The organism is Nocardia sp. NPDC060259 (assembly GCF_042728775.1).
Taxonomy (GTDB): domain Bacteria; phylum Actinomycetota; class Actinomycetes; order Mycobacteriales; family Mycobacteriaceae; genus Nocardia.
On sequence record NZ_JBHXAY010000015.1, the window covers coordinates 1 to 23,583 of the forward strand.

A 23,583-nucleotide genomic window follows, 5' to 3' on the forward strand; every position below is an offset into this window, starting at 1 on the left:
GCGGGACACAAGGGGCCGCGAACTCGAGCGCGCCAGCGCTCAAAATTACGGCAGCGCGGTGACCAGTTGCTCGACCTCGACGCGCGGGCCGGTGAAGAACGGGATCTCCTCGCGGACGTGCAGGCGGGCCTCGGTGGCGCGCAGGTCACGCATGAGGTCGACGATGCGGTGCAGTTCCGGCGCCTCGAAGGCGAGGATCCACTCGTAGTCGCCGAGCGCCATCGAGCTGACCGTGTTGGCCCGCACGTCCGGGTAGCCGCGGGCGGCCTTGCCGTGGTCGGCGAGCATCTTGCGCCGCTCCTCGTCGGGCAGCAGGTACCACTCGTAGGACCGCACGAACGGGTACACGCAGATGTAGTTGCCCGCGTCCTCGCCTGCCAGGAACGCCGGGATGTGGCTCTTGTTGAACTCGGCGGGCCGGTGCACCGCGACATTGCTCCACACCGGCGCGCTGGCCCTGCCCAGCTCGGTGGTGCGGCGGAAGTCGGCGTAGGCGGCCTGCAGGTCCTCGACGCGCTCGGCGTGGGTCCACAGCATGAAGTCGGCGTCGGCGCGCAGGCCTGCCACGTCGTAGATGCCGCGCAGCACGACGCCCTTGTCGGCGAGGCCGTCGAAAAAGGCCTGCGCTTCCTTGATCGCCTCGGCGCGGTCCTCGCCGAGCACGCCCGGCTGCACCTGGAACACCGAGAACATCAGGTAGCGAATGGTGGAGTTGAGGGCCTGGTAGTCGAGTCGCGCCATGGATCTATGGTGCCACTGCGGCGTTTTCGCCCGCCGGGTGGGCGGGCGCTGCGGCTGCGGTCAGTCGGCGACCGGCCGGGTCGCCCGCCACGGCGAGGATTCCTCGCTGCCGAAGACCGAGGTCACCGTCGTCACTTCGCCCGCGTGCAGTTCCACGGGGCCGAGCTCCGGATCGAGGAAGAGGGTGCGGGCGCTGGTCGTCTGCTCACCGGTGATGGTCACAGCGCGCGATCATGCAGCATCACTATCGCGCGAGGTCGTCGACACGCCGCGGTCTACCCGGTGGTGTGCTGGGAATCTGTCCGACTCGGCCGACGAGGTGGCGGAGACGCTGGGAGTCAGCCACGGCAAGGTCGTCGACTTTCGCCGCCATATCGAGGACGGCACCGCGGCGGGCGCCTGATCTCTATGCCGTCGAAGATCCGCGAGTCGACGCTGTCCGAGGACGGCGAAGCGCTCCGGCAGGACACCGCCGCGGATCGGCCCCGTGCGGCGGGCCGTCGGTGTCCGCGGCTATTCGACGCGCGACGCCAGCGCTGTGCGACGCACTCAGCGACCACGTGCGGCGGGCCGGTCGGTATCGGTCGCTATTCGACGCGCGACGCCAGCGCGGTAGCGACGCGCTCGGCGGCCGTGGTGCCGGAAGCGATGCAGGCGGGGACTCCGACGCCGTGCAAGTAGGCGCCTGCCACCGCGAGGCCGTCGAGGGGGGCGACGGCGGATTCGATGGTGGCGATGCGGTCGGTGTGGCCGGGGGCGTATTGGGGCAGGCCGCCGGGCCAGCGCTGGACGACGGACTGGATCGGGGTGATCTCGATGCCGGTGACCGTGGTCAGGTCGGTGACGGCGGCCGCGACGAGGTCGTCGTCGGACCAGGACAGGGGGGATTCGTCGCCGAAGCGGCCGAAGGAGGCGCGGACCAGCGCGACATCCCGCGCGCCCAGATGCGGCCACTTCCGGCTGGACAGCGTGAAGGCCTTGGCGCGCAAGGGTTCTCCGGTGGCGACGAGGATGCCGGAGTTGTCCGGCAGCCCGGTCTCGCGCGGCAGCGCCATGGCGACCAGGGCCGACGAGGACAGTTCGATGCCCCCGGCGGCCTCGGCGGCGACGGGGGCGACGTGGTGCAACAGGCGGGCGGTGACGGGCGCCGGGGTGGCCAGGACGACGCCGTCGACCAGGCCGAGCGGGTCGACCACCCAGCCGCCGGACGCGGCGGCCACCCTGGTCGCCGCCAGGGTGGTGACCAACCGGGCGCCGGCCGCCTCGACGAGTGCCCTGAGCAGGGCGCCGTAGCCGTCGCGCAGGCCGCCGAAGACCGGCGCGGTACTCGGCGGGGGCAGGGCGTCCCGCACGGCGTCGGTGAGGCTGCGCGCGCCGCGATCGAGCGCGGCGGCGAGGGTGGGCAGGGCGGCCCGGACGCCGATCGAGGCGCTGGTGCCCGCGTAGACGCCGCCGAGCAGCGGGTCGACACTGCGCTCGACGACCTGGCGCCCGAACCGGTCGGCGACGAGGCTGTGGACGTCGGTGTCGCTGCCGGGTTCCCAGTGCAGCGGCCGCTGCGGCTCGGCGGCGACCTGCGCGAGCGTCGCCTCGTCGACGAGGCCGCGCAGCGACTCCGCGTCGGACGGAATCCCCATCAGTGTGCGCCCCGGCAGCGCGTGCGCGGTCCCCTGCGCCCACACCAGCGGCCGCTTCCCCGCGGGCCGCACCAGCTGATCGTCGAGGCCGAGCTCGCCCATCAGCTCGATGACCTCGGGTCTGCGCCCGACGAAGGCCTCGGCACCGAGATCCAGTGGCTCCCCGGCCAATTCACCGGTGTGCAGCACCCCGCCGAGCCGCGCGGCCTGCTCGACGACGACGATGTCGGCGTGGTCCCCGAGCCGCTGCCGCAACCGATATGCCGCGACGAGCCCGCTGATTCCGCCACCGATGACCGCGATCCGCATACCTCGACCGTAGCCGCGCCGGCCCACAGCGACTACAGCGAGTGCACCAGTTCGACCAGCGCGGTCAGCACGCCCGGATCGGTATCCGGCAGCACCCCGTGGCCAAGGTTGAAGATGTGCCCGCTCGCGCCGAGCGTGATCGCCTCGTCGGCTTCCCGCACGATCCGCCGGGTCTCCTTCTCGACCGCGTCGAACCCGGCGAACAGGATCGCGGGATCCAGGTTGCCCTGCAAGCCCTTTCCGGGCCCGACCCGGCGCACGGCGTCGGTGAGCGGAACCCGCCAGTCCACGCCGACCACATCGGCGCCCGCCTCGCCCATCGCGCCGAGCAGCTCGCCGGTGCCGACGCCGAAGTGGATGCGCGGCACACCCGCCGCGGCGACCTCGGCGAAGACCCGCTCCGAATGCGGCAGCACGTACTCGCGGTAGTCGGCCAGCGACAGCGCGCCTGCCCACGAATCGAACAGCTGCACCGCGTCGACGCCCGCGGCCAGCTGGGCCTGCAGGAACGCGATGGTGATGTCGGTGAGCGTGCCGAGCAGCGCGTGCCAGGTCTGCGGGTCGGCGTGCATCATCGCCTTGGTGCGCTCGTGATGCTTGCTCGGCCCGCCTTCCACCAGATAGGAGGCCAGGGTGAACGGTGCGCCCGCGAAGCCGATGAGCGGGGTGTCGCCGAGCGCGTCGGTGAGCAGGCGCACGCCTTCGGCGACCGCGCCGACCTCTTCGGGCCGCAGCCGCGGCAGCGCGCGCACGTCGTCGACGGTGCGCACCGGCGAGGCGACCACGGGGCCGACGCCGGGCACGATGTCGAGGTCGATGCCGGCGGCCTTGAGCGGAACGACGATGTCGGAGAACAGGATTGCCGCGTCGACGCCGTGCCTGCGGATCGGCTGCATGGTGATCTCACACACCAGCTCCGGGTCGAAGCAGGACTCGAGCATCCCGATGCCCTTGCGCAGTTCCCGGTATTCCGGCAGCGACCGGCCTGCCTGGCGCATGAACCAGACGGGCCGCCTGCTCGGCGTCGCGCCGGTGGCGGCGGCCAGGAACGGGGCATCGGTCAACCGGCGGCGGGTGTAAGTGCTCATCGCTGTTCATCCTAAGCGGACCCGCCACCGATTCCGGTCCGAGGTCACCGCCGAACGCGCTGCCCGCCGGACGTGACATCCGCACCGCACCGACCGGCGGGAATCGGACGAACCGGCCATGCGCCGGTCTACGGAGGCGATCGGGGACCGAGCATCGCGCATCGCGCACCACGAGAGTGCCGAGAATGCGCTCTGCGCAACGCAGCCCGTACCCGGCCGCGTGTGGCGGCGCGCCTCCGACGGCGCCGGGCACACACCGTCTACCGTCTCTCCTCGTGACACCGCTCGACATCCGCGACGGCGCCGCACCGACCGGGGGAACGCCCCGCGAGCCTGCTTCTTTCCGGGCGGCGGTCGATGCGATGGGCACCGCAACAGTGCACCCCCGAATCGAGCTGGCGCCTATCCGCCCCCCGCAACGGTTGGCGCCGTTCTCCTACGCGCTCGGAGCGGAGGTCACCCACCCCGACAGCGCCATCGTGCCGATCGATTCCGAGGGGGACGCGTTCGGCAGGCTGATCCTGCTGCACGACCCCGAGGGCGACGAGGCCTGGCACGGCGTGTTCCGGCTGGTCGCCTACATCCAGGCCGACATCGATGCCGCGCTGGCCGCCGACCCGCTGCTCCCCGAGGTGGCGTGGAGCTGGCTGGTCGACTCCCTCGAGTCACGGGGCGAGCCGTTCACCGCCCTCGGTGGCACGGTCACGGCCACCAGTTCGGTCCGCTACGGCGACATCGCAGGCCCACCGAGGGCCCACCAGCTGGAGCTGCGCGCCTCCTGGACGGCGATGAACACCGAGATGCGCCGTCACGTGGAGGCGTTCTGCGAGGTACTGGCCTTCGCCGCCGGGCTGCCGCCCGCCGGGATCACCCATTTGCGACCGGAGTCGTATACCCGCACCGATCGCCCTTGAACGCCACGTAGAGTTCACGTTTATGCCGGTCGCCGAGGAACCAACCGCAGCAGAGCCCCTGCTCGCCCCCGCCGAGGGGGTTCCCCCTGTGCTGGCGACCGCCGACGACGTCGCCCAGGCCGCCAAGAAGCTCGCCGCGGGCAATGGTCCCCTGGCCGTCGACGCCGAACGCGCGTCCGGTTTCCGCTACTCGGCACGGGCGTATCTGATCCAGCTGCGGCGCGCGGGCGCCGGTACCTTCCTCATCGACCCGATCCCGATCACCGATGCGCTGACCCCGCTGGCCGAGGCGATCAACGACCTCGAATGGGTCCTGCACTCCGCCGACCAGGACCTGCCCGGTCTCGCCGAACTCGGCCTTCGCCCGGCCCGCCTGTTCGACACCGAACTGGGCGGCCGCATCGCCGGCTACGAACGCGTCGGCCTGGCCGCGATGGTGGAGAACCTGCTCGGCCGGTCGCTGCGCAAGGGGCACGGGGCCGCCGACTGGTCGACCCGCCCGCTGCCCGACGAATGGCTCAACTACGCCGCCCTCGATGTCGAGCTGCTCCTGGAACTGCGCGACACCGTCGCCGCCGACCTGGCCGAACAGGGCAAGATCGACTGGGCTGCCGAGGAATTCGAGCACATCCGCACCATGGCGCCGCCCACGCCGAAGGCCGACCGGTGGCGGCGCACCTCCGGCATCCACACCTTGCGCCGCACCCGTCAGCTGGCGATCGTGCGCGAACTGTGGACCACCCGCGACGCGCTCGCCCGTGCCCGCGACGTCGCGCCCGCCCGGATCCTGCCCGATTCCGCGATCGTTGCCGCCGCGACCGCCGAGCCACGCAGCATCGCCCAGCTGCGCACCCTGGCCGTCTTCGGCGGCCCGCGCCAGCGCCGCTATTCCCGGGACTGGCTCGGCGCGGTCGAACGCGGCCGCACCCTGCCCGACAAAGAGCTCCCGCCGCTGACCCTCCCCTTCGACGGGCCGCCCCCGGTCAACCGGTGGGAACGCCGCGACCCCGCCGCCGCCGCCCGTCTGGCCACCGCCCGCAGCGCCATGGGCGAGCTCTCCACCGAAAACGCCATCCCGGTGGAGAACCTCCTGTCCCCCGATCTCGTGCGACGGCTGTGCTGGGACGGGCTCCCCGACTACAAGAACGTCGGCGAACCGGATCAACTGTCGGCGACGATCGAGGAATTCCTGCGCGCGGGCGGTGCGCGGCCCTGGCAGCGCAGTCTCGCCGTGCCCGCCCTCACCAAAGCGCTGACGCCCTCCGCCAGGTAGCCGAAAGACACCGGAGCACGCCCTGAGCGGAGCGGAAAAGTGTAGGCCGGACGTCGGCGGGTATTGAACGGGGTTACGCCCCACACGGTTTGGAGTACGGCCTTGACCGATCCCCGCTTCCCGCAGCCCTATCAGCCACCCCGATTTCCGGTGGGCCCGCCCGAACCGAACGCCGTCACCGCGATCTTCGCCGCCATCCTCGCCATTCTCGGCGGATTGCGCGGCGTGTTCGGTGCCGTCGCCATCCCGTTCCTGAACACCGACTCCGACTTCGACCCGAGCGGGTTCTGGAGCAAGATCCAAGTGTTGCTGGGTGTTTCGGCGCTGTGCTCGCTGATCCTGCTCGTCGGCGGCATCCTGATGCTGGCACGCAAGAAGGTCTCCCGCCTCCTGATCGGGGTGGGCAGCACCGGCACGCTGGCACTGTCGGTCATCACCACGATCGCGCTGTACAACCATCTGGACACGCAGACCGACGACACGACGTCGATCACCGTGTCCTTCGATTCCGATCTGAGCGTGTTCAACGCGATCGGGTTCCTGTTCAACATCGTGCTGCTTGTCCTGACATTCCTGCCGAGCACGGGTCGCTGGCTGGCCCACCGCAGGCCCGCGTACTGACCGAAATTCCCTCGACCCGGCGACCTCTCGGCGCTAGCGTGGGCCCTCGCCCGCCTGCCACCGTCGAGAGGATCCGCCGTGTCCGAAGCCGAGGCGATCGCCGCCAACCGCGCAAACTGGGACGATCGGGCCGACGTTCACGCGCGTTCGCGGATGTATGACGTCGACGCCTTCCTGGCCGACCCGAGCACCGTCTCCTCGGTGGTGCGCAACGATCTCGCGGTGCTGGCGCCGCATCTGCCGGAGACGGGGATCGCGGGCCGGTCGCTGCTGCATCTGCAGTGCCATATCGGGACCGACACCGTGTCCTGGGCCCGGCTCGGCGCGGTGCAGGTGCACGGGCTCGACCTGTCACCGAACTCGCTGCGGCACGCCGCGCGGATCGCCGCGGCGGACGGGCGCGACATCACCTGGGTGGAAGGCGATGCCCGGTTCGCCTCCGCCGTCGTCGACCGGCAGTTCGACACCGTCGTGACCAGCGCGGGCACCATCGTCTGGCTGCCGGAGCTGACCGCGTGGGCACGCTCGATCCACGATCTCCTGACCCCGGGCGGTGTGTTCGTCATTCGCGACGACCACCCGATCCTGGGGGCGATGGAGTTCGAGCCGTGGGAGATCGACGACGACTATCTCGCCGGTGGCGGCGCCCGCTCGTACTCGGATTCGGGCACCTACACCGAGGATTCGGACGGGTCGATCACGCACACCACCAATCACGAGTGGCGGCACGACCTGGGTGAGGTGGTCGGCGCGCTGCTGGCGGCGGGGCTTGTCATCGAGGCGCTGGCCGAACTGCCCTACATGGACTGGCGGCCGTTTCCCGACCTCGTCCCCTGCGCGGAGGGCTGGACGCTACCACCGGGGAAGCCGCGGATCCCGTTGAATTTCGCCGTCGTCACCCGGCGTCCCCACTGAACGAGCTGCGCGCCCGGTGTAGTCACCGGGCGCGCAGGATCGATGCGGTGTGCTGTCAGCGCGACTGCAGCCAGCCGCCGATGCGCTGAGCGATCGCGTCCGCGGTGAGACCGAGTTCCTCGAGGATCTCGCCACGCGAGGCGTGGTCAAGGAACTGCTGGGGCACACCGAGATCGCGGGTCGGCACGTCGAGACCGGCATCGCGCAGGCGCGCCGACACCGTCGAACCGATGCCGCCGTGCAGGCCACCGTCCTCGACGGTGACGACGAGGCGATAGTTCTCGGCCATCTTGACCAGGGTGTCCGACACCGGGATGACCCAGCGCGGATCGACCACGGTGACCGAAATACCCTGCGGAGCAAGCAGTTCGGCGACCTGCATCGCCGTCTCGGCGAACGGGCCGACGGCCACGATCAGGACGTCACCGTGCTGGGACTGCGCCGAGCCCGCGCCCGGAACGGCCAGCCGCAGCACATCGATGCTGTCGACCCGCTCCACCGCGGTGATGTCCTCGGCGACACTGCCTTTCGGGAAACGCAGCACGGTCGGCCCGTCGGTGACGGCCAGCGCCTCGGCGAGTTCCTCGCGCAGAGTGGCGCCGTCGCGCGGGGCGGCGACGCGGATGCCGGGGATGATGCCGAGCAGCGAGAAGTCCCACATGCCGTTGTGGCTGGCGCCGTCGGGGCCGGTGATGCCCGCGCGGTCCAGGACCACGGTGACCGGCTGCTTGAGCAGCGCCACATCCATCAGCAGCTGGTCGAACGCGCGGTTGAGGAAGGTGGAGTAGATCGCGACGACCGGATGCATGCCGCCGAGTGCCAGGCCCGCGGCCGAGGCCATCGCGTGCTGTTCGGCGATGCCGACGTCGAACATACGGTTCGGGAAGCGCTCGCCGAACGGGGCCAGCCCGGTCGGGCCGGGCATGGCCGCGGTGATGGCGACGATGTCCTCGCGCCGCGACGCGTGGTCGATGAGCTCCTCGGAGAACACCGCCGTCCAGCCCTTGGCCTTCTTGCCCGCGAGCGGGCGGCCGGTGAGCGGGTCGATCGGGTCGCAGGCGTGCATCTGGTCGGCGACGTGGTTCTCGGCGTGCTCGTAGCCGTTGCCCTTGCGGGTGACCACATGCACGACGACCGGCCCGCCGAAGTCCTTGGCGCGCCGCATCGCCGCCTCGAGCGCGACGAGGTCGTGGCCGTCGACCGGGCCGACGTACTTCATGCCCAGATCGGAAAACAGTTCCTGCGGGCTCACCGCGTCCTTGATCCCGGCCTTGAGCGCGTGGACCATCGAGTACGCCGAATCCCCCACGGCGGGAATGCTTTTGAGGATGCGTTTCCCGGCGTCGAGAGCGTGCTCGTAGGCGGGCTGGGTGCGCAGCGCGGTCAACCGGTCGGCTAGGCCGCCGATGGTCGGCGCGTAGGAGCGGCCGTTGTCGTTGACCACGACCACCACCGGGCGGTCGGGCGCGCCCGCGATGTTGTTGAGCGCCTCCCAGCACATGCCGCCGGTGAGCGCGCCGTCACCGACGACGGCGACGACGGTGCGGTTCTGCTCGGACAGCGCGAACGCCTTGGCCAGGCCGTCGGCATAGGACAGCGCGGCCGAAGCGTGCGAGGACTCCACCCAGTCGTGTTCGCTCTCGGCGCGGCTCGGGTAGCCCGACAGGCCGTCGCGCGTGCGCAGCGAGTCGAACCGGTCCTTGCGGCCGGTGAGGATCTTGTGCACGTAGGCCTGGTGACCGGTGTCGAAGATCAGCGGGTCCGCCGGGGAATCGAAGATCCGGTGCAGGGCGATGGTCAGCTCGACCACCCCTAGGTTGGGGCCGAGATGGCCTCCGGTGGCGGCGACCTTCTGCACCAGGAACTCGCGGATCTCCTCCGCCAGCTCCCGCAGTTGCGGCACGCTCAGCCGGCGCAGATCTTCGGGTGAATCCACCCGCGACAGCACTCCCACCTGAACTCGCTTTCTCCGGACTATTGTGTGATCCGCCCAGTGTATTTGGCCGTGCGGGCGGCCCCGGCTCGCGGGCCCTTCCCGGTCCGTCGCGCCGACCATAGTCGCACCGGGCCGAGCTGCCCACCCCCGCCCGCTGAGCTGGGCTCCCGGCGGCGAACCGCCCTCCCAGCGGCCATTGATCGGCTGTGAGGACTATCTCCCCCGCGCGTCCCCACCGGGGAGGCGACGACGCGACCTACAGTGACCGCTGTGGCCGAACCGGACGGTGTTGCGCGCACGATCGACCCCGGCGTGGTGGCGGGCATGCTCGACGAGGTGTACGCGGACTGCCGCGACGACACCTCCGGCACGCCCGCCGACTACATCCCCGAACTGGCCGCGGTGGCGCCCGACTCGTTCGGGCTGTGCCTGGCGACCGCGGACGGCCTGGTCTACGCGGTGGGCGATACCGGCATCGGGTTCACCATCCAGTCCATCTCCAAGCCGTTCACCTATGCGCTCGCGCTGGCCGATCGCGGTCTGGCCGGGGTCGCCGAGCACATCGACGTCGAGCCGTCGGGTGAGCCGTTCAACGAGATCAGCCTGGAACCGGAGACCCAGCGGCCGAGCAACCCGATGATCAACTCCGGGGCGATCACGGCGGCCTCGCTGATCCACGGCCGCGACGCCGCCGACAAGTTCGAGCGGGTCCGGCGCTGCTATTCACGCTTCGCCGGGCGGGAGTTGCGGATGGACCAGGCGGTCTACGAGTCGGAGGCGCGCACCGGCTACCGCAATCGCGCGATCGGCTACATGCTGCGCTCGGTCGGCATCATCGACGTCGACCCCGACGACGCCGTCGACCGCTACTTCCGGCAGTGCTCGATCGAGATCACGTGCGCCGACCTGGCCCTGATGGCGGCGACGCTGGCCGACAACGGGGTGAACCCGAAGACGGGCGAACGGGCGCTGTCGACCGCGCTGACCGAGCGGGTGCTCAGCGTGATGACGACCTGCGGCATGTACAACGCGGCGGGCGACTGGGTGACCACGGTCGGCCTGCCCGCCAAGAGCGGGGTCGGCGGCGGGATCATCGCGGTGCTGCCCGGCCAGATCGGGATCTCGGTGTACTCGCCGCGGCTGGACGGTCAGGGCAACAGCGTGCGCGGGGTCGCCGCGTGCCGGGAACTGTCGCGGCGGCTCGAACTGCACTTCTGTCACGTGACCCGCTCGGCGCGCACCGCCATCCGCGCCGACTACTCGGTGGCGCAGGTGCCGTCGCGGTTGCGGCGCTCCCCCGAGGACGCCGAGGTGCTGGCGGCGCACGGCGACCGCGCCCGGGTCTACGAACTGCACGGCGACCTGCTTTTCGCCGGCGCCGAACGCGCGGTGCGGGCCATCGAGAGCAAGGTCGGCGCGCTCGACGCGCTGGTGATCGACCTGCGCCGGGTCGGCGAGGTGAGCGCGGTGGCGCGCGGGATGCTCGACGCTCTGCAGACCGAACTCGTCCGGGGCGGCAGCCGGGTCGCGCTGGTCGATCCCGACGCGCGGCTGGGTCGCGAGGCGTCGAGCCTCGACCCCGCCGATCCGTGCGGGCGGGTGTTCATCGACCGGGACACCGCGACCGAATGGTGCGAGGACATCGTCTTGGACCTGCACCGTCCGCCCGGGCAGCGCGCCCGCACCTCGATCGGCCTCGACGAGCATCCACTGCTCGCCGGGCTCGACGACGGCGATCGCACCCGGTTGGCCGCCGATTTCGAGCAGCGGACCTTCGCGCGCGGTGAACTGATCGCCGACCGTGGCGCCCCGCGCTCGGGCCTGTATCTGATCCTGGAAGGGCGGGTGCGGGGGACCTTCGCCGGCACCGACGGGCGGGTCCACCGGCTGGTGACGCTGTCGGCGGGGATGTCGTTCGGGGAGATCCCGATGCTGATCGGGAAACCGTTCGTCAACGAGATCATCGCCGAGACGCCGGTGCGGGTGGCGGTGATGCGGCCCGATGTCTTCGATCAGCTCACCGAGGGACACCCGCGGCTGAAACTGGCACTGCTGCAGCGCCTCGCCGCGGGCGCCTACGCCCAGATGGACGCGGCGGTGCGGACCATCGCCGGCAACGCGGGCGACTACTGACCCGTCGGCCCGCGGAACTCGGGCCCGTCGCGAGACGTTGGGCAGCACAGCATCCTTCGACCGACAGGAGTAGCGCGGTGGGCAAGAAGTCCTGGCAGGCGAGCACCACGACATTCGGGCGCGGCACGGTGCGCGCCGTCCCCGATCTGATCCGGGTCACGCTGTCGGTGGAGTCGCGCGCCGACACGGTGGCCGCCGCCTACGGGCGCGCGGGTGACCGGGTGAACGCCGTCGTCGCCGCCCTGCGCGCGGCCGGGGTGAGCGACGCCGACATGGCGACCAGCGGGCTGAGCGTGCGCACCGAGACCGTCTACACCGACAACGGGCGCAGCGAGATCGCCGGCTACCTGGCGTCGACGAGCCTGAGCGTGTCACTGCGTGAAGGCACCGGCACCGAACCCGCCGACACCGTGGCCGCCGCGGTCACCGCGGGCGGCGACGATGTCCGCCTCGGCGGCCTGACCCGCGGCATCGCCGACCCGGAGCCGCTGCTCGCGCAGGCGCGCGACGCCGCCTTCGACGACGCCAAGACCAAGGCCGAGCAGTACGCGGCCCGCGCGGGTGTGCGGCTCGGCGAGGTCATGCAGATCACCGAGGACATCGCCACACCGATGCCACGCGCCTACGAGATCGCCGAAATGGACAGCGCACCGATGCTGATGGCCAGGGCGAGCTCCCCGGTACCGGTGGTGCCGGGCGAGACCGAGATCGGCGCCACCGTCCGGGTCACCTGGGCCCTGGACTGATCTTCAGGAGAGACTGATCGGCCCAGTCCGCGATCGGAGCGCTCCACCGGACCCGATGGCTGCCAGGCACGTCGGCGATCATGCCTCTGCGGCGATCGCCTCAGGCGCGCCGACGAAGGCACCAGCCTCGAGCACCGTCGAGGTGCGACTCAGCGGTCGAGCAGCGCGACGCATTCGACGTGGTGGGTGGCGGGGAAGGCGTCGAAGGCGCGGAGGTCGGCCAGGTGGTAGCCGGCGTCGAGGTAGAGACCGAGGTCGCGGGCGAACGACGCGGGGTCGCAGCCGATGTGGACGATCCGGCGGGGGTCGGCGTCGGTGACGGCGGCGACGATCTCCTTGCCCGCGCCCGCGCGCGGCGGGTCGAGGACGACGACGTCCGGTCTGCCCGCGGCGCTGTGGGTGCGCACCCAGCGTTCGACCCGGTCGGCGCGCAGGTCGAGCCAGGGCAGATCGCGCAGGGCGGCGGTGCCGTCGGCGACGGCCGAACGCGCCGATTCGACGGCCGCGACGGCGCCGGTCTGGCCGGTCTGCTCGGCCAGGCGCGCGGCGAAGACGCCGACGCCGCTGTACAGGTCCCAGCCGGACCCACCGGGCGACAGACCTGACCAGTCCGCGACCAGGTCCGAATAGCATTGCGCGGCACGGTGATGCGCCTGCCAGAAGCCGGTGGCCGAGAGTTCCCAGCGACGCCCCGCGACGTACTCCACGGCGCGACCGGTCCCGGCCATCACCCATTCCTCGCGCGGCGCGTTGGTAGCCGACTTGCGCGCGGCCGCGCGGTCGCGGACCGCCCCACGGTCATCATCGCCGGGGCCGCCGGATTCCCGGCGCCGGGTGGGATGCTGGCGACCACGGCCACGACCCGCGCCACGCCGCGTCTCCGGACGGCCACCGGCCTGGACGGTGTCGGGCACCGCGGCCAGCTCCACGATGTGGCGCACCCCGTCGCCGTCGACCGCGACCACCAGGTCGGCGCCCGGCGTCCACAGCCGGTCCGCGACACCGTCGAGCGCGCCGGCGACGGGCTGCGGGCACCGCAGATCCGGGATCACCGCGGTGCTGCGGAAGCGGTGCACCCCGGCACGGCCGGCGCCGTCGACGACCAGCCGCAGACGGGTCCGCCAGCCGCCGGTGACCTCACCGGAATCACCGGCGATCGGCTCGACCGTCACGTCCCGCTCCACCCCGGCCAGCCTGCGCAGCTGCTCGGCCACCACCGTCGCCTTCAGCGCGCGTTGCGCGGCGGGTGTGGCGAAGGAGAAATCACAGCAGCCCGCGCCGCCGGGACCGGACACCGGGCAGGTCGCGGGCACTCGATCCGGGGACGCCTCGATGATCTCGACGGCATCGGCGCGGCAGAACGACCCGCCCCGATCCTCGGTGACCTCGGCACGCACCAGCTCACCGGGCAGGCCGTGGCGCACGAACACCACGCGGCCCTCGTGCCTGCCGACACAGAATCCACCGTGTCCCGGCGGCCCGAGCCGGATCTCGAATTCCTCGCCGCGCCAGTCGCTCATCCGCGGCGGCCCGGCTGCTCGAAACCACGGCGCACCGAACCCGGCGCGTTCACGTCGGCGGGCTGCTTGGCCCGCGCCGAGGAACTGAGCTGCCACGGCACGCTCGTCACCATCACGCCAGGTTCGAACAGCAGCCTGCCCTTCAACCGCAGCGCGGACTGGTTGTGCAGCACCTGCTCCCACCAGTGGCCGACCACGTATTCGGGGATGAACACGGTGACGACATCGCGCGGGGCGTCCTTGCGCACCCGCTTCACGTAATCCAGCACCGGCTTGGTGACCTCGCGGTAGGGCGATTCGATCACCTTGAGCGGCACGTTGATCTCGCTGTTCTCCCACTCGCGCACGAGCTTGCGGGTGTCGGCGTCGTCGACGTTCACCGTCACCGCTTCGAGGGTGTCGGGCCGGGTCGCGCGGGCGTAGGCCAGGGCGCGCTTGGTCGGCAGGTGCAGCTTGGAGACCAGCACGATGGAATGGGTGCGGCTGGGCAGCACACCGTCCCAATCGGATTCGTCGAGCTCACGCGAGACCGAGTCGTAGTGCTTGCGGATGAGCTTCATCACGATGAAGATCGCCACCATCGTGATGATCGCGATGTAGGCGCCCGCGAAGAACTTGGTGACGAGCACGATCACCAGCACGGTGCCGGTCAACGTGAGGCCGATCGCATTGATCACTCTCGACCGCTTCATCTTCGACCGCTGCGCCGGATCGGTCTCGGTGCGCAGCAGTCGCGTCCAATGCCGCAGCATGCCGGTCTGGCTGAGCACGAACGAGACGAACACACCGACGATGTAGAGCTGGATGAGCTTGGTCACCTCGGCGTCGAACAGCACCACGAACGCGATCGCCGCACCCGCGAGGAACAGGATGCCGTTGGAGAAGGCCAGCCGATCGCCGCGGGTGTGCAGCTGACGGGGCAGGTAGCGATCCTGCGCCAGGATCGAACCGAGCACCGGGAAACCGTTGAACGCGGTGTTCGCGGCCAGCACGAGGATGAGCGCGGTGACGATGGTGATGAAGAAGAAGCCGATCGGGAAGCCGTGGAAGACGCTCTCCGCGATCTGGGCGATCAGTGTCTTCTGGTGGTAGTCGGCGGGCGCGCCGACAAGGTTCGACGTGTCGTGGGCGTACACGACCCCGATCCTCTGGGCCAGGATGATGATGCCCATCAGCAGGACAATCGCGATGGAACCCAGCAGGAGCAGGGTGGTCGCGGCATTGCGCGACTTGGGTTTACGGAACGCGGGCACACCGTTGCTGATGGCTTCCACACCTGTCAGCGCGGCACAGCCGGAGGAGAAGGCGCGCGCGATCAGGAAGGCGAAAGCCAGACCGTAGAGGTGCTCGTTCTCGGCATTGAGCCCGAACCCCGCCGACACGGCCTGGATATCGTCACCGAGGACGTAGAGCCGGAACAGTCCCCAGCCGAGCATCACAGCCATGCCGAAGATGAAGGCGTAGGTCGGAATCGCGAACGCGGTGCCCGACTCACGCACACCACGCAGGTTGATGGCAGTGAGCACCGCGATGGCGACCACGGCGAACAACACCTTGTGCGTCGCGACGAACGGGATCGCCGACCCGATGTTCGACGCGGCCGAGGAGATCGACACCGCCACCGTGAGCACGTAGTCGACCAGCAGCGCGCTGCCGACCGTCAGACCGGCGGTCGGCCCCAGGTTCTTGGTCGCGACCTCGTAGTCACCGCCACCGGACGGGTAGGCGTGCACGTTCTGCCGATAGCTGGCGACGACCACGGCCATCACGAACGCGACGGCCAGCCCGACCCACGGCGCGTACATGTAGGCCGAGATGCCCGCCGCCGACAGCACCAGGAAGATTTCCTCCGGCGCGTAGGCCACCGAGGACATCGCGTCGGAGGCGAACACCGGAAGAGCGATACGCTTGGGCAACAACGTGTGGCCGAGCGAATCGCTACGGAACGGCCTGCCCAGCAGCACACGCTTGGCTGCCGTCGTCAACTTGGACACCGGGCTGAGCATAGAGGAGTTCACCGGTACCTTCGCGCGCACGTTCGCCCCGCCCTGCGGCGGTGTCGTGATTGTTTGCGCCGCCTCGCCCAGGGGAAAATGGGCGATGGGGGCATCCGGCGGGTACGGTCCATGCCGGACGCCACGGGTTCGGCAAGGAACGAGGGTGCACGGTGTACGTAGTGATCATGGGGTGCGGACGGGTCGGCTCGTCGCTGGCGCGCGCCCTGGTCCGGGTGGGACACGAGGTCACGGTGATCGACCGCGATCCCAGCGCCTTCCGCCGCCTGGGTGAAGGGTTCACCGGGCAGGAAGTGGTGGGTGTCGGTTTCGACCGGGATGTGCTGACCCGCGCGGGAATCGAGCGCGCCGACGCCTTCGCGGCGGTGTCCTCCGGTGACAACTCCAACATCATCTCGGCCAGGGTGGCCAGGGAGATGTTCGGCGTCGAGCGCGTCGTCGCCCGGATCTACGACGCCAAGCGCGCCGAGGTCTACGAGCGGCTCGGTATCCCCACCATCGCGACCGTGCCGTGGACCACCGACCGATTCCTGCGCACGCTCATCGGTGACAACTCGACCACCACCTGGCGCGATCCGACGGGCGCGGTGGCTGTCACGCAACTCACCCTGCACGAGGACTGGTCCGGGCGCACCGTGCGCGATCTGGAACGCGAACTCGGGGTGCGGGTGGCGTTCATCCTGCGCTTCGGCCAGGGTCTGCTGCCCGAATCCAAGACCATCGTCCAGGCCGACGACGTGGTCTACGTCGCGGCGACGTCCGGCAGTGTCGGTGAGACGATCGCCTTGGCCGCCAAGGCCCCCCTGAGCGAGGACTGAACAACATGAAGGTGGCCATCGCCGGAGCGGGCGCCGTCGGGCGCTCGATCGCCAGGGAACTGCTACGCGGCGGGCATCGGGTGATGCTGCTCGAACGGCAGCTCGACCACATCGACCCCGCCGCCATCCCCGACGCGGTGTGGGTGCACGCCGACGCCTGCGAGCTGTCGCTGCTCGAGAACGCACAGCTCGAGACCTATGAGGTGGTGATCGCGGCCACCGGCGACGACAAGACGAACCTGGTGCACAGCCTGCTCGCCAAGACCGAGTTCGGGGTGCGCCGGGTGGTCGCGCGGGTCAACGATCCGCGCAACGAATGGCTCTTCGACGAGTCGTGGGGTGTCGACGTGGCGGTATCGACGCCGCGGCTGCTCGCCTCGCTCGTCGAGGAAGCGGTGTCGGTGGGCGATCTGGTCCGGCTGATGACGCTGCGGCAGGGGCAGGCCAACCTGGTCGAGATCACCCTGCCCGCCGACACCCAGCTGGCGGGCAAGCCGGTCCGGACCCTGGTCATGCCACGCGACACCGCCCTGGTGACGATCCTGCGCGGCGGCCGGGTGATCGTGCCGCAGGCCGACGACCCGTTCGAAGGCGAGGACGAACTGCTGTTCGTCACCTCGGTGGAAGCCGAGGAGGACCTGCGCCTGACGCTGGCCACCCACGGCATCAAACCGTAACCGCGCTCAGGCGACCTGCAGCTCCGCGCGCAGCTTGTTCAGCGCGCGGTGCTGCATCACCCGCACCACACCCGGACTCGTGCCGATGGCCTCGGCGGTCTGCGCCGCGCTCCAGCCGAGCACGATCCGCATGACCAGCACCTCGCGGTGGTTCGGCGCCAGCACCTGCATCAGTTCGCGGGTGGCCGCGCCGCGTTCGTGGGCCAGCGCCCACTCCTCCGGGCCCGCCGCGATACTGGCGGCGTCGGGCAGCTCGGCCATCGGGTAGGCGGTGTGCTTGGCGCGGCGGAACGCGTCCGACACCTTGTTGGCGGCGATGCCGTAGACGAACGCCAGAAACGATTTGCCCTGGTCACGGTAGCGCGGGATGGCGGTGACGGTCGCCATCAGCACTTCCTGGGTGACATCGTCGCTGGTGACGGTGAGATGACCGGTGGCGCCCATCCTGGCCGAGCAGTAGCGCCGGACCAGCGGATGCACCAGGCGCACGATCTCGGCGACGGCGTCGCGGTCACCGGCCGCTGCGGGTGCGATCAGTGCGTCCAGCTCGGCTCCGATGCGCTTGCTCTCCGACAGCACGGAGGCGGAGTTCTTCGATGCGCCGGAGAGACGGTGCTCGGGAGCCATCATGGTCGCCGGTCCTTTCACGATCACTGCGTTTTCAGTTACGCATTGATCGTGCGACGAACTCGACGGCCGGACCAGGCACCCCAGGGTGGGTAGATCCCCACCTCCCGCGGCGCTTCGGCCACGGCTCAGGCGGGCGCGGAATCCGTTCCGGCGCGGGCGGAATCGGATTTCCCGACCGGCAGATGACCCGCGCGGCGCACCGCCCACACGGTGACCACCAGGGCAACCGCCGTCAGCGGCCAGCCCATGCCGATTCTGGCCACCGCCAGCCAGGTGGTGTGGTCGGTGTCGTAGAGCTGCGACTGGACCAGGTAGCGGGCGCCGAACACGACCACCCACACGACCGTGGCGAGGTCGTAGAGCCTGCGGATGCGGCGATCGCCGCGCCAGTCGGTGCCGTGCCCGTTGAGGGCGCCCCAGATGACGCCGACCAGCGGCCACCGGAACAGGATCGACACCGCGAACACGCCCGCGTACACCAGGCTGGTGTAGATCCCGAACAGGAAGTAGCCCTTGGCTTCCCCCGTCCGGGACGCGATGAACGCGCACACGCCGACACCGAGGAAACCGGAGATCGCCGGCTGCACCGGGCTGCGGCGGAACAATCGCCACCCGAGCACGCCCGCGGCCACACCGAGGGCGGCCCAGATGGCCGCGGTGAGGCCGGCGACGGTGTTCACCGGGACGAACACGAGCACGGGCAGGGTGGAGTAGATCAGGCCGCTGATCCCGCCCAGCTGCTCGAGCAGGGTCTGCTTCTGCTCGAGCTCGGCGTCGATCTCGGGGTCGACCGGGTTATCGGTCGCCACCGGCAGCGCCACGGTGGGTTCGGGGTCCGCGGCAATGCGGTACTCGTCGCTGGAGGGCATACGTCAGCTGTTCCCGCGCAATTCGTAGTAGGGGTTGAAGATCACCTTGCGGCCGTCGCGGTCACCCACGCGACCACGGACCAGGATGCGCCTGCCCGGTTCGATACCGGGAATGCGCCTGCGGCCGATCCAGACGAGGGTGATCGCGTCGGTGCCGTCGAAGAACTCGGCCTGCACGGTCGCGCCCGCGGCCTTGGGACACGCCTCGACACTGCGCAGCCTGCCCAGAATCGTGGCTTCCTCACCGCGACAACAGTCCGCCGCGCGCCGGGCACCGGAGGCGTCGGCCGTCTCCGCCAGCTCCTCGGCGTCGAGCTGATCGATATCGGCGGTCAAGCGGCGCCCGAGTCGACGAAAATATCCCGAGTCCGGACCCGATCCCGACTTGTGTCCGCCCGTGGATGACGACATGGCACGCTTCTCCCGCTAGTTGGCCGTACACCGCCACTGTAGATGGGCAAACGGGCGGCCGCTACGCTCGGTCCGTGTTGCGCACCCCACCCCAGGTCACCGTGGTCGCCCTGCCCGGAACCGGTTCCGACGCCGATTTCGCCGCCCGTGCGTTCGGACCGGCCGCAGCCGCGCACGGACTGGCGTTCCAGGCCGTCGAACCGGACCCGAAGGCCGTGATCGCGAGCTGTACCGCGGCTTTGGACGCCGCCGCAGCGCGCGGCCCCGTCCTGGCCGCAGGCATCTCCCTCGGCGCCGCGATCGCGCTCGACTGGGCAGCCGGGCACCGCACCGCGGTGGTCGGTGTCATCACAGCATTACCCGCCTGGACGGGCGCCGAAACCGCCTCCTGCCCCGCCGCCTTGAGCGCCTCGGTTACCGCCGGGCAACTGCGCGCCGACGGGCTGGACGCGGTGATCGAGCGGATGCGGGCGTCGAGTCCCGCCTGGCTGGCCGACGCGCTCACCCAGTCCTGGCGCGGACAGTGGCCGCACCTGCCGCAGGCGCTCGACGAGGCCGCCGCCTACGCCTGGCCGACGGTCGAGCAGCTGGCCGACAGCGCGGTACCGGTGGCCGTGGTCGGCGCGAGCGACGACCCGGTGCACCCGATCGCCGTCGCCGAACAGTGGGCCGCGACGCTGCCACAGGCGCGACTGCATCGGGTGACCCTGGCCGAGCTGGGTGCCGATCCAGCGGTACTCGGGCATGCCGGGTTCGCCGAATTGGACGCACTGCTCCCCCGCCTCTCCGCGACTTTTGCCGGTCGCGACTAGGAGGCCCGCCTACCGACTGGGCGGACGATCTGGGATAGGTGGCGCGCTGGGCGTGCCCGGCGAGTTACCCACATGCTCGCGAAATCAGTTGTCCCGCAGGATTGCCCGCTGCTTGTCTCACAGCGGGCACCCGCCTAGTTCAAGCCGAGCTGCTGCATGGCCGACCCATCCGCACCACGACGCGGCTCGTCGGGCAGCTTCGGGGGCAGCGCCGAGGTCGGCGGGGCCTGCGCGGCGGCGGCCTGCGCGGCCAGTGCCTGCTGCTGGGCCAGCACCTGCTGCTGATGGGCGGCGGCCAGCTGTTCGGCCAGTTCCTGCGGCAGTACCACCGGCAGCGGATCACGCACGGGCAGCGGCTCGTCACCGCGACGCACCACGGCATCGGCCAGGACCGCGCGCGCGGCCGTGATCAGCGGGCTGCGCTCGTCCACCGCGCCCGACGGGCCTGCGGCGACCAGGCGGATCATCCAGCGCGGTCCGTCGACACCGATGAAGCGCAGGTCGGCGCCCTCGGTGATCGCCTTGACCTCGCGACCCCACGGGCCCTTCTCCACGGCGACGCTCGCACCGTCACCACGCAGTGATTCGGCCAGATCCGCGGCGACCGTGCGCCACTGGCCTGCGGACTTCGGCGCGGCGTAGGCGGCGACGGTGAGTCTGCCGTGCTCGGTGGCCAGATGCACCGCCTGCGGGGTGCCGTCCGGGCTCATCTCCACCTGCAGCTGCCCGCCGGCGGGCACGGGGATGACCACCGACCCCAGATCGAGGCGGCGCTCGATCATCTCGTCGGAGACCTCGCTGATGTCGTACGGGCCTGCGGCGGCGTCCGGCTCGTGGTCGAAATTGCCGTAGATGCGCTCGTCGGTCGGCGCGTCGTCGAAGTCCAGGTGCGCGAAGTCGGGACGCTGGAACTCGTCGGTGTCGTACTCGTCGGAATCGGCGTACTCGCCGGATTCGTCGTAGTCGATCTCGTCGTCGTAGGCCGCGTACTCGTCCTCGCGCGGTGCGCGCTTCTTCTTGCCGAACAGCCCCATTACGCCTCCTCGCCGGCCAGGCTGGCATGCCCGCCGCTCGACCCGTATCCGCCGGTGCCACGGGCGGTGTCGTCGAGATCGTCGACCTCGGCGAAATCGACCAGCTCGACCCGCTGCACCAGCAACTGCGCGATGCGGTCACCGCGGCGCAGCTCGATCGCCGTGCGCGGGTCGTGGTTGATCAGGCACACCTTGATCTCGCCGCGATAGCCCGCGTCGACCGTGCCGGGGGTGTTGACCACCGACAGGCCCGCCTTCGCGGCCAAGCCGGACCGGGGATGGATCAACCCGACCGTGCCGAGGGGCAGCGCGATCGCGATCCCGGTCCCGACCAGCACCCGCTCGCCCGGTTCGATGATCACGTCCTCGGTGGTACAGAGGTCGACGCCCGCATCACCCGGATGGGCACGCGTCGGCACAGGGATGCCGGGATCGAGCCGCCGCAGCGGAATCGGTGCAAGTGCGTTCACATCGGTCGAGCCTACGCGGTCGGCGCCGGACCTTCTCGTCGCCGCCCCAGCGTGGTGACCTAGTGTTGAGGGGTGCCCGACCAGCCCCATTCGCCGACCGCCGACACCGCGGACACCGACCGCCCCGCGCCCTCGGCGCACGGTGCCTCGCCCTACCGGGAACGCCTGTGGGTGCCGCTGTGGTGGTGGCCGATCGGCTTCGCCATCGCGGGGCTGCTGGCCGCCGAGATCCACATGGGAGCGCCCGGCCTGCGCGCGTGGCTGCCCTACGTGCTCCTCGCGCCGGTGCCGGTCTGGATTCTGTTGTGGATGAGCAGGCATCGCCTGGAAGTGACCGTCGCGCCCGACGGCGCCGCGGAACTGCGCGTCGACCGCGCCCACCTGCCGGTGAGTTTCGTCGCGCGCGCCGCGGCCGTCGCTCCGACGGCCAAGAGTGCGGCGCTGGGCCGACAGCTCGACCCCGCCGCGTATGTGCAGCACCGGGCCTGGATCGGCCCCATGGCGCTGCTGGTTCTCGACGACCCGGACGACCCGACGCCGTACTGGTTGATCAGTACGCGCAGGCCGGACCGGGTCTTGGCCGCGCTCGGACTCCCGAGCGCGGGCTGACCCGTCGCGTCGCCTTAAGCGGCGCAGTCCATGCAGATCAGCTGGCCGCCCTTCTCGCTGGCCAGTCGGCTGCGGTGGTGCACGAGGAAGCAGCTCGAACAGGTGAACTCGTCGGCCTGCTTCGGGACCACCCGAACGCTGAGTACTTCGTCGGACAGGTCCGCGCCGGGAAGCTCGAACGATTCCGCTGTATCGGATTCGTCGATGTCCACGACGGCGGACTGCGCCTCGTTGCGGCGGGCCTTCAGCTCCTCGAGCGAATCCTCCGACACTTCGTCGGATTCGGTGCGCCGCGGTGCGTCATAGTCGGTTGCCATGTCGTCTTCCCCTCAGTCCTTACTCCGTATATCCCGGATCGGTTCGATTGCCGTACCCCGCAGGGGTCCGGCGTTCGTACCGCCCCGCCGGTGGTGCACCTCACACGTACACCGGTCGCCTATCAGGGTCGATCGGCGATCGATCACTCCGACAGCGTTCGGTTAACGCAGGACATGCCCTTGTTGTTCCCGCGACCGACCACCGTTTCACCGGTGATTATTCGATCTGGGCGGGCAGACAATAGCGGACCTACGGACAAATGTCGCAATCAAAACCCGGCCGAGTCGAAACCGACGACGAATCTTCACCTGGCGGGAAACTCGCCGAGACATCCCGCACTCACACCCGGCCGCCGGACTCGTAGAGTGAGCGCGTGGTTTCACTGATCACCGAAGGCAGCGCGACCGATCGCGACGGCACACCCTTCCCGCGACGGCGGCCCGAGCTCTGGCTCGCGCTGGTCCTCGTGCTGGCTCTGGTGAGCCTGCTCGTCTGGATCACGGCGTTTCGCACCCATGACGACAGCAACGAGCCGATGGCCTGCAACGCACCGAGCACGCCGACGGCCACCAACGCACCCCAACCCGCACCGCTCGGCACGCGGGTCGGCCCCTCCCGCCTCGACGAGGTCGATCCCGCCGCGCTGGCGGAGTCGAAGGTCAGGGTCTTCAACGCCAACGGCAAGAGCGGCCAGGCGGGCAACATCGCCTCCGCACTGGGCGACCTCGGATTCGCCGGCGCGCCGGGGACACAGGTCGGTAACGATCCGGTCTATGTCGGCGGTGACCTCAATTGCACCGGGCAGATCCGCTTCGGCGTCAACGGCAGACCCGCGGCCGCGTCGGTCCAGCTGGTCGCGCCGTGCGCCGAACTGATCGAGGACCCGCGCACCGACGACTCGGTCGACCTGGTCCTCGGCCTGGCCTTCGGCGAATCGCTGCGGCCCGGCGCCGACGCCGAGGCTGTCCTGCGGGCACTGAAGAACCTGGCGCCCGGCGCCAGCTCGTCGTCGATCGATCCCGCGCTGATCGAGGCCGCCCGCGACGTCAAGTGCTGAGCCTGCGGTCCCGGCCCTGACGCCGGGACC

General features: G+C 70.5%; 25 protein-coding genes. 12 read left to right on the top strand and 13 right to left on the bottom strand.

What is annotated here, in order from left to right:
* Positions 1–45: 45 nt before the first annotated feature.
* Positions 46–741, bottom strand: coding sequence for a hydrogen peroxide-dependent heme synthase (gene hemQ / locus ACFWF2_RS08935; protein ID WP_379083343.1), 696 nt, complete (start codon positions 739–741; stop codon positions 46–48).
* 60 nt (positions 742–801) lie between these two features.
* On the bottom strand, positions 802–963 hold the full coding sequence (locus ACFWF2_RS08940; protein WP_189023941.1) for a hypothetical protein: 162 nt from the start codon (positions 961–963) through the stop codon (positions 802–804).
* On the opposite strand from ACFWF2_RS08940, the gene ACFWF2_RS08945 reads away from it, so the two are divergent.
* Complete coding sequence (locus ACFWF2_RS08945; RefSeq protein ID WP_379306149.1) at positions 956–1,144, top strand: hypothetical protein; 189 nt, start codon at positions 956–958, stop codon at positions 1,142–1,144. The genes ACFWF2_RS08940 and ACFWF2_RS08945 overlap by 8 nt on opposite strands.
* A gap of 184 nt (positions 1,145–1,328) precedes the next feature.
* Here the strand turns inward: ACFWF2_RS08945 and ACFWF2_RS08950 are convergent, their stop codons facing one another.
* The gene (locus tag ACFWF2_RS08950; RefSeq protein ID WP_379306151.1) at positions 1,329–2,687 is read right to left on the bottom strand and encodes a protoporphyrinogen oxidase; all 1,359 of its coding nucleotides are present in this window, start codon (positions 2,685–2,687) and stop codon (positions 1,329–1,331) included.
* Positions 2,688–2,719: 32 nt separating this feature from the next.
* Entirely contained in the window at positions 2,720–3,775 is a 1,056-nt protein-coding gene (gene hemE, locus ACFWF2_RS08955; protein ID WP_379306153.1) for a uroporphyrinogen decarboxylase, read from the bottom strand.
* Between the two features lie 362 nt (positions 3,776–4,137).
* Between hemE and ACFWF2_RS08960 the strand changes: the two genes are divergently transcribed.
* The 4 genes from ACFWF2_RS08960 to ACFWF2_RS08975 all read left to right on the top strand — a co-directional run bounded on the left by ACFWF2_RS08960 (position 4,138) and on the right by ACFWF2_RS08975 (position 7,498).
* On the top strand, positions 4,138–4,689 hold the full coding sequence (locus ACFWF2_RS08960; RefSeq protein WP_374104913.1) for a DUF3000 domain-containing protein: 552 nt from the start codon (positions 4,138–4,140) through the stop codon (positions 4,687–4,689).
* 22 nt (positions 4,690–4,711) lie between these two features.
* Positions 4,712–5,962, top strand: a complete 1,251-nt coding sequence (locus ACFWF2_RS08965; protein ID WP_379306155.1) for an HRDC domain-containing protein — start codon at positions 4,712–4,714, stop codon at positions 5,960–5,962.
* A gap of 102 nt (positions 5,963–6,064) precedes the next feature.
* Positions 6,065–6,583, top strand: coding sequence for a hypothetical protein (locus ACFWF2_RS08970; RefSeq protein WP_379306157.1), 519 nt, complete (start codon positions 6,065–6,067; stop codon positions 6,581–6,583).
* A gap of 78 nt (positions 6,584–6,661) precedes the next feature.
* Complete coding sequence (locus ACFWF2_RS08975) at positions 6,662–7,498, top strand: class I SAM-dependent methyltransferase (protein ID WP_379306158.1); 837 nt, start codon at positions 6,662–6,664, stop codon at positions 7,496–7,498.
* A gap of 55 nt (positions 7,499–7,553) precedes the next feature.
* On the opposite strand, the gene dxs is transcribed toward ACFWF2_RS08975, so the two are convergent.
* A complete protein-coding gene (dxs, locus tag ACFWF2_RS08980) occupies positions 7,554–9,452 on the bottom strand; it encodes a 1-deoxy-D-xylulose-5-phosphate synthase (RefSeq protein ID WP_379306159.1) in 1,899 nt (632 codons plus the stop codon).
* Between the two features lie 306 nt (positions 9,453–9,758).
* Between dxs and glsA the strand changes: the two genes are divergently transcribed.
* Together glsA and ACFWF2_RS08990 are read left to right on the top strand one after the other, a co-directional pair.
* Positions 9,759–11,567, top strand: coding sequence for a glutaminase A (glsA, locus tag ACFWF2_RS08985; RefSeq protein WP_379306279.1), 1,809 nt, complete (start codon positions 9,759–9,761; stop codon positions 11,565–11,567).
* A gap of 77 nt (positions 11,568–11,644) precedes the next feature.
* On the top strand, positions 11,645–12,313 hold the full coding sequence (locus tag ACFWF2_RS08990) for an SIMPL domain-containing protein (protein WP_379306161.1): 669 nt from the start codon (positions 11,645–11,647) through the stop codon (positions 12,311–12,313).
* A 149-nt stretch (positions 12,314–12,462) separates the two neighbouring features.
* Here the strand turns inward: ACFWF2_RS08990 and ACFWF2_RS08995 are convergent, their stop codons facing one another.
* Both ACFWF2_RS08995 and ACFWF2_RS09000 read right to left on the bottom strand, forming a co-directional pair.
* Positions 12,463–13,833, bottom strand: a complete 1,371-nt coding sequence (locus ACFWF2_RS08995) for a class I SAM-dependent RNA methyltransferase (RefSeq protein WP_379306163.1) — start codon at positions 13,831–13,833, stop codon at positions 12,463–12,465.
* A complete protein-coding gene (locus ACFWF2_RS09000) occupies positions 13,830–15,827 on the bottom strand; it encodes an APC family permease (protein WP_379306165.1) in 1,998 nt (665 codons plus the stop codon). The genes ACFWF2_RS08995 and ACFWF2_RS09000 overlap by 4 nt, the downstream gene beginning before the upstream one ends.
* A 173-nt stretch (positions 15,828–16,000) precedes the next feature.
* Here ACFWF2_RS09000 and ACFWF2_RS09005 point away from each other — a divergent pair, with 173 nt between their 5' ends.
* The gene (locus ACFWF2_RS09005; RefSeq protein ID WP_379306167.1) at positions 16,001–16,666 is read left to right on the top strand and encodes a potassium channel family protein; all 666 of its coding nucleotides are present in this window, start codon (positions 16,001–16,003) and stop codon (positions 16,664–16,666) included.
* 5 nt (positions 16,667–16,671) lie between these two features.
* Positions 16,672–17,343 (top strand): TrkA family potassium uptake protein, encoded by a 672-nt coding sequence (locus tag ACFWF2_RS09010; protein WP_189023973.1) that lies wholly within the window; start codon positions 16,672–16,674, stop codon positions 17,341–17,343.
* 6 nt (positions 17,344–17,349) lie between these two features.
* Here ACFWF2_RS09010 and ACFWF2_RS09015 read toward each other — a convergent pair whose 3' ends face one another.
* The 3 genes from ACFWF2_RS09015 to ACFWF2_RS09025 all read right to left on the bottom strand — a co-directional run bounded on the left by ACFWF2_RS09015 (position 17,350) and on the right by ACFWF2_RS09025 (position 19,253).
* Positions 17,350–17,970 carry a sigma-70 family RNA polymerase sigma factor gene (locus ACFWF2_RS09015; protein ID WP_379306281.1) on the bottom strand — a complete coding sequence of 207 codons (621 nt, stop codon included), beginning with the start codon at positions 17,968–17,970 and terminating at the stop codon, positions 17,350–17,352.
* A gap of 128 nt (positions 17,971–18,098) precedes the next feature.
* A complete protein-coding gene (locus tag ACFWF2_RS09020; protein WP_379306169.1) occupies positions 18,099–18,842 on the bottom strand; it encodes a DUF3159 domain-containing protein in 744 nt (247 codons plus the stop codon).
* A gap of 3 nt (positions 18,843–18,845) precedes the next feature.
* Complete coding sequence (locus tag ACFWF2_RS09025) at positions 18,846–19,253, bottom strand: OB-fold nucleic acid binding domain-containing protein (RefSeq protein WP_189023975.1); 408 nt, start codon at positions 19,251–19,253, stop codon at positions 18,846–18,848.
* Between the two features lie 74 nt (positions 19,254–19,327).
* On the opposite strand from ACFWF2_RS09025, the gene ACFWF2_RS09030 reads away from it, so the two are divergent.
* Positions 19,328–20,065 (top strand): alpha/beta fold hydrolase, encoded by a 738-nt coding sequence (locus tag ACFWF2_RS09030; RefSeq protein WP_379306171.1) that lies wholly within the window; start codon positions 19,328–19,330, stop codon positions 20,063–20,065.
* Positions 20,066–20,199: 134 nt separating this feature from the next.
* Here ACFWF2_RS09030 and ACFWF2_RS09035 read toward each other — a convergent pair whose 3' ends face one another.
* Complete coding sequence (locus ACFWF2_RS09035; RefSeq protein ID WP_379306173.1) at positions 20,200–21,099, bottom strand: DUF3710 domain-containing protein; 900 nt, start codon at positions 21,097–21,099, stop codon at positions 20,200–20,202.
* On the bottom strand, positions 21,099–21,569 hold the full coding sequence (gene dut / locus ACFWF2_RS09040) for a dUTP diphosphatase (RefSeq protein ID WP_379306175.1): 471 nt from the start codon (positions 21,567–21,569) through the stop codon (positions 21,099–21,101). The genes ACFWF2_RS09035 and dut overlap by 1 nt, the downstream gene beginning before the upstream one ends.
* A gap of 72 nt (positions 21,570–21,641) precedes the next feature.
* On the opposite strand from dut, the gene ACFWF2_RS09045 reads away from it, so the two are divergent.
* The gene (locus tag ACFWF2_RS09045) at positions 21,642–22,178 is read left to right on the top strand and encodes a DUF3093 domain-containing protein (RefSeq protein ID WP_373291664.1); all 537 of its coding nucleotides are present in this window, start codon (positions 21,642–21,644) and stop codon (positions 22,176–22,178) included.
* Between the two features lie 14 nt (positions 22,179–22,192).
* Here ACFWF2_RS09045 and ACFWF2_RS09050 read toward each other — a convergent pair whose 3' ends face one another.
* Positions 22,193–22,495: a DUF4193 domain-containing protein gene (locus tag ACFWF2_RS09050; protein ID WP_218716942.1), complete on the bottom strand. Its 303-nt coding sequence runs from the start codon at positions 22,493–22,495 to the stop codon at positions 22,193–22,195.
* 374 nt (positions 22,496–22,869) lie between these two features.
* Between ACFWF2_RS09050 and cei the strand changes: the two genes are divergently transcribed.
* Positions 22,870–23,553, top strand: a complete 684-nt coding sequence (cei, locus tag ACFWF2_RS09055; RefSeq protein WP_379306177.1) for an envelope integrity protein Cei — start codon at positions 22,870–22,872, stop codon at positions 23,551–23,553.
* The last annotated feature ends 30 nt before the right edge of the window (positions 23,554–23,583 follow it).

What these genes read in the sequence shown, in the direction of transcription:
- ACFWF2_RS09025 (WP_189023975.1), bottom strand. Translation starts at nt 19,253, where the DNA reads ATGTCGTCATCCACGGGCGGACACAAGTCGGGATCGGGTCCGGACTCG.
- ACFWF2_RS09020 (WP_379306169.1), bottom strand. Translation starts at nt 18,842, where the DNA reads ATGCCCTCCAGCGACGAGTACCGCATTGCCGCGGACCCCGAACCCACC.
- ACFWF2_RS09015 (WP_379306281.1), bottom strand. Translation starts at nt 17,970, where the DNA reads ATGGCTCCCGAGCACCGTCTCTCCGGCGCATCGAAGAACTCCGCCTCC.
- ACFWF2_RS08995 (WP_379306163.1), bottom strand. Translation starts at nt 13,833, where the DNA reads ATGAGCGACTGGCGCGGCGAGGAATTCGAGATCCGGCTCGGGCCGCCG.
- hemE (WP_379306153.1), bottom strand. Translation starts at nt 3,775, where the DNA reads ATGAGCACTTACACCCGCCGCCGGTTGACCGATGCCCCGTTCCTGGCC.
- ACFWF2_RS08965 (WP_379306155.1), top strand. Translation starts at nt 4,712, where the DNA reads ATGCCGGTCGCCGAGGAACCAACCGCAGCAGAGCCCCTGCTCGCCCCC.
- ACFWF2_RS08950 (WP_379306151.1), bottom strand. Translation starts at nt 2,687, where the DNA reads ATGCGGATCGCGGTCATCGGTGGCGGAATCAGCGGGCTCGTCGCGGCA.
- ACFWF2_RS08945 (WP_379306149.1), top strand. Translation starts at nt 956, where the DNA reads ATGGTCACAGCGCGCGATCATGCAGCATCACTATCGCGCGAGGTCGTC.
- ACFWF2_RS08960 (WP_374104913.1), top strand. Translation starts at nt 4,138, where the DNA reads ATGGGCACCGCAACAGTGCACCCCCGAATCGAGCTGGCGCCTATCCGC.
- ACFWF2_RS09010 (WP_189023973.1), top strand. Translation starts at nt 16,672, where the DNA reads ATGAAGGTGGCCATCGCCGGAGCGGGCGCCGTCGGGCGCTCGATCGCC.
- ACFWF2_RS09035 (WP_379306173.1), bottom strand. Translation starts at nt 21,099, where the DNA reads ATGGGGCTGTTCGGCAAGAAGAAGCGCGCACCGCGCGAGGACGAGTAC.
- glsA (WP_379306279.1), top strand. Translation starts at nt 9,759, where the DNA reads ATGCTCGACGAGGTGTACGCGGACTGCCGCGACGACACCTCCGGCACG.
- ACFWF2_RS09050 (WP_218716942.1), bottom strand. Translation starts at nt 22,495, where the DNA reads ATGGCAACCGACTATGACGCACCGCGGCGCACCGAATCCGACGAAGTG.
- hemQ (WP_379083343.1), bottom strand. Translation starts at nt 741, where the DNA reads ATGGCGCGACTCGACTACCAGGCCCTCAACTCCACCATTCGCTACCTG.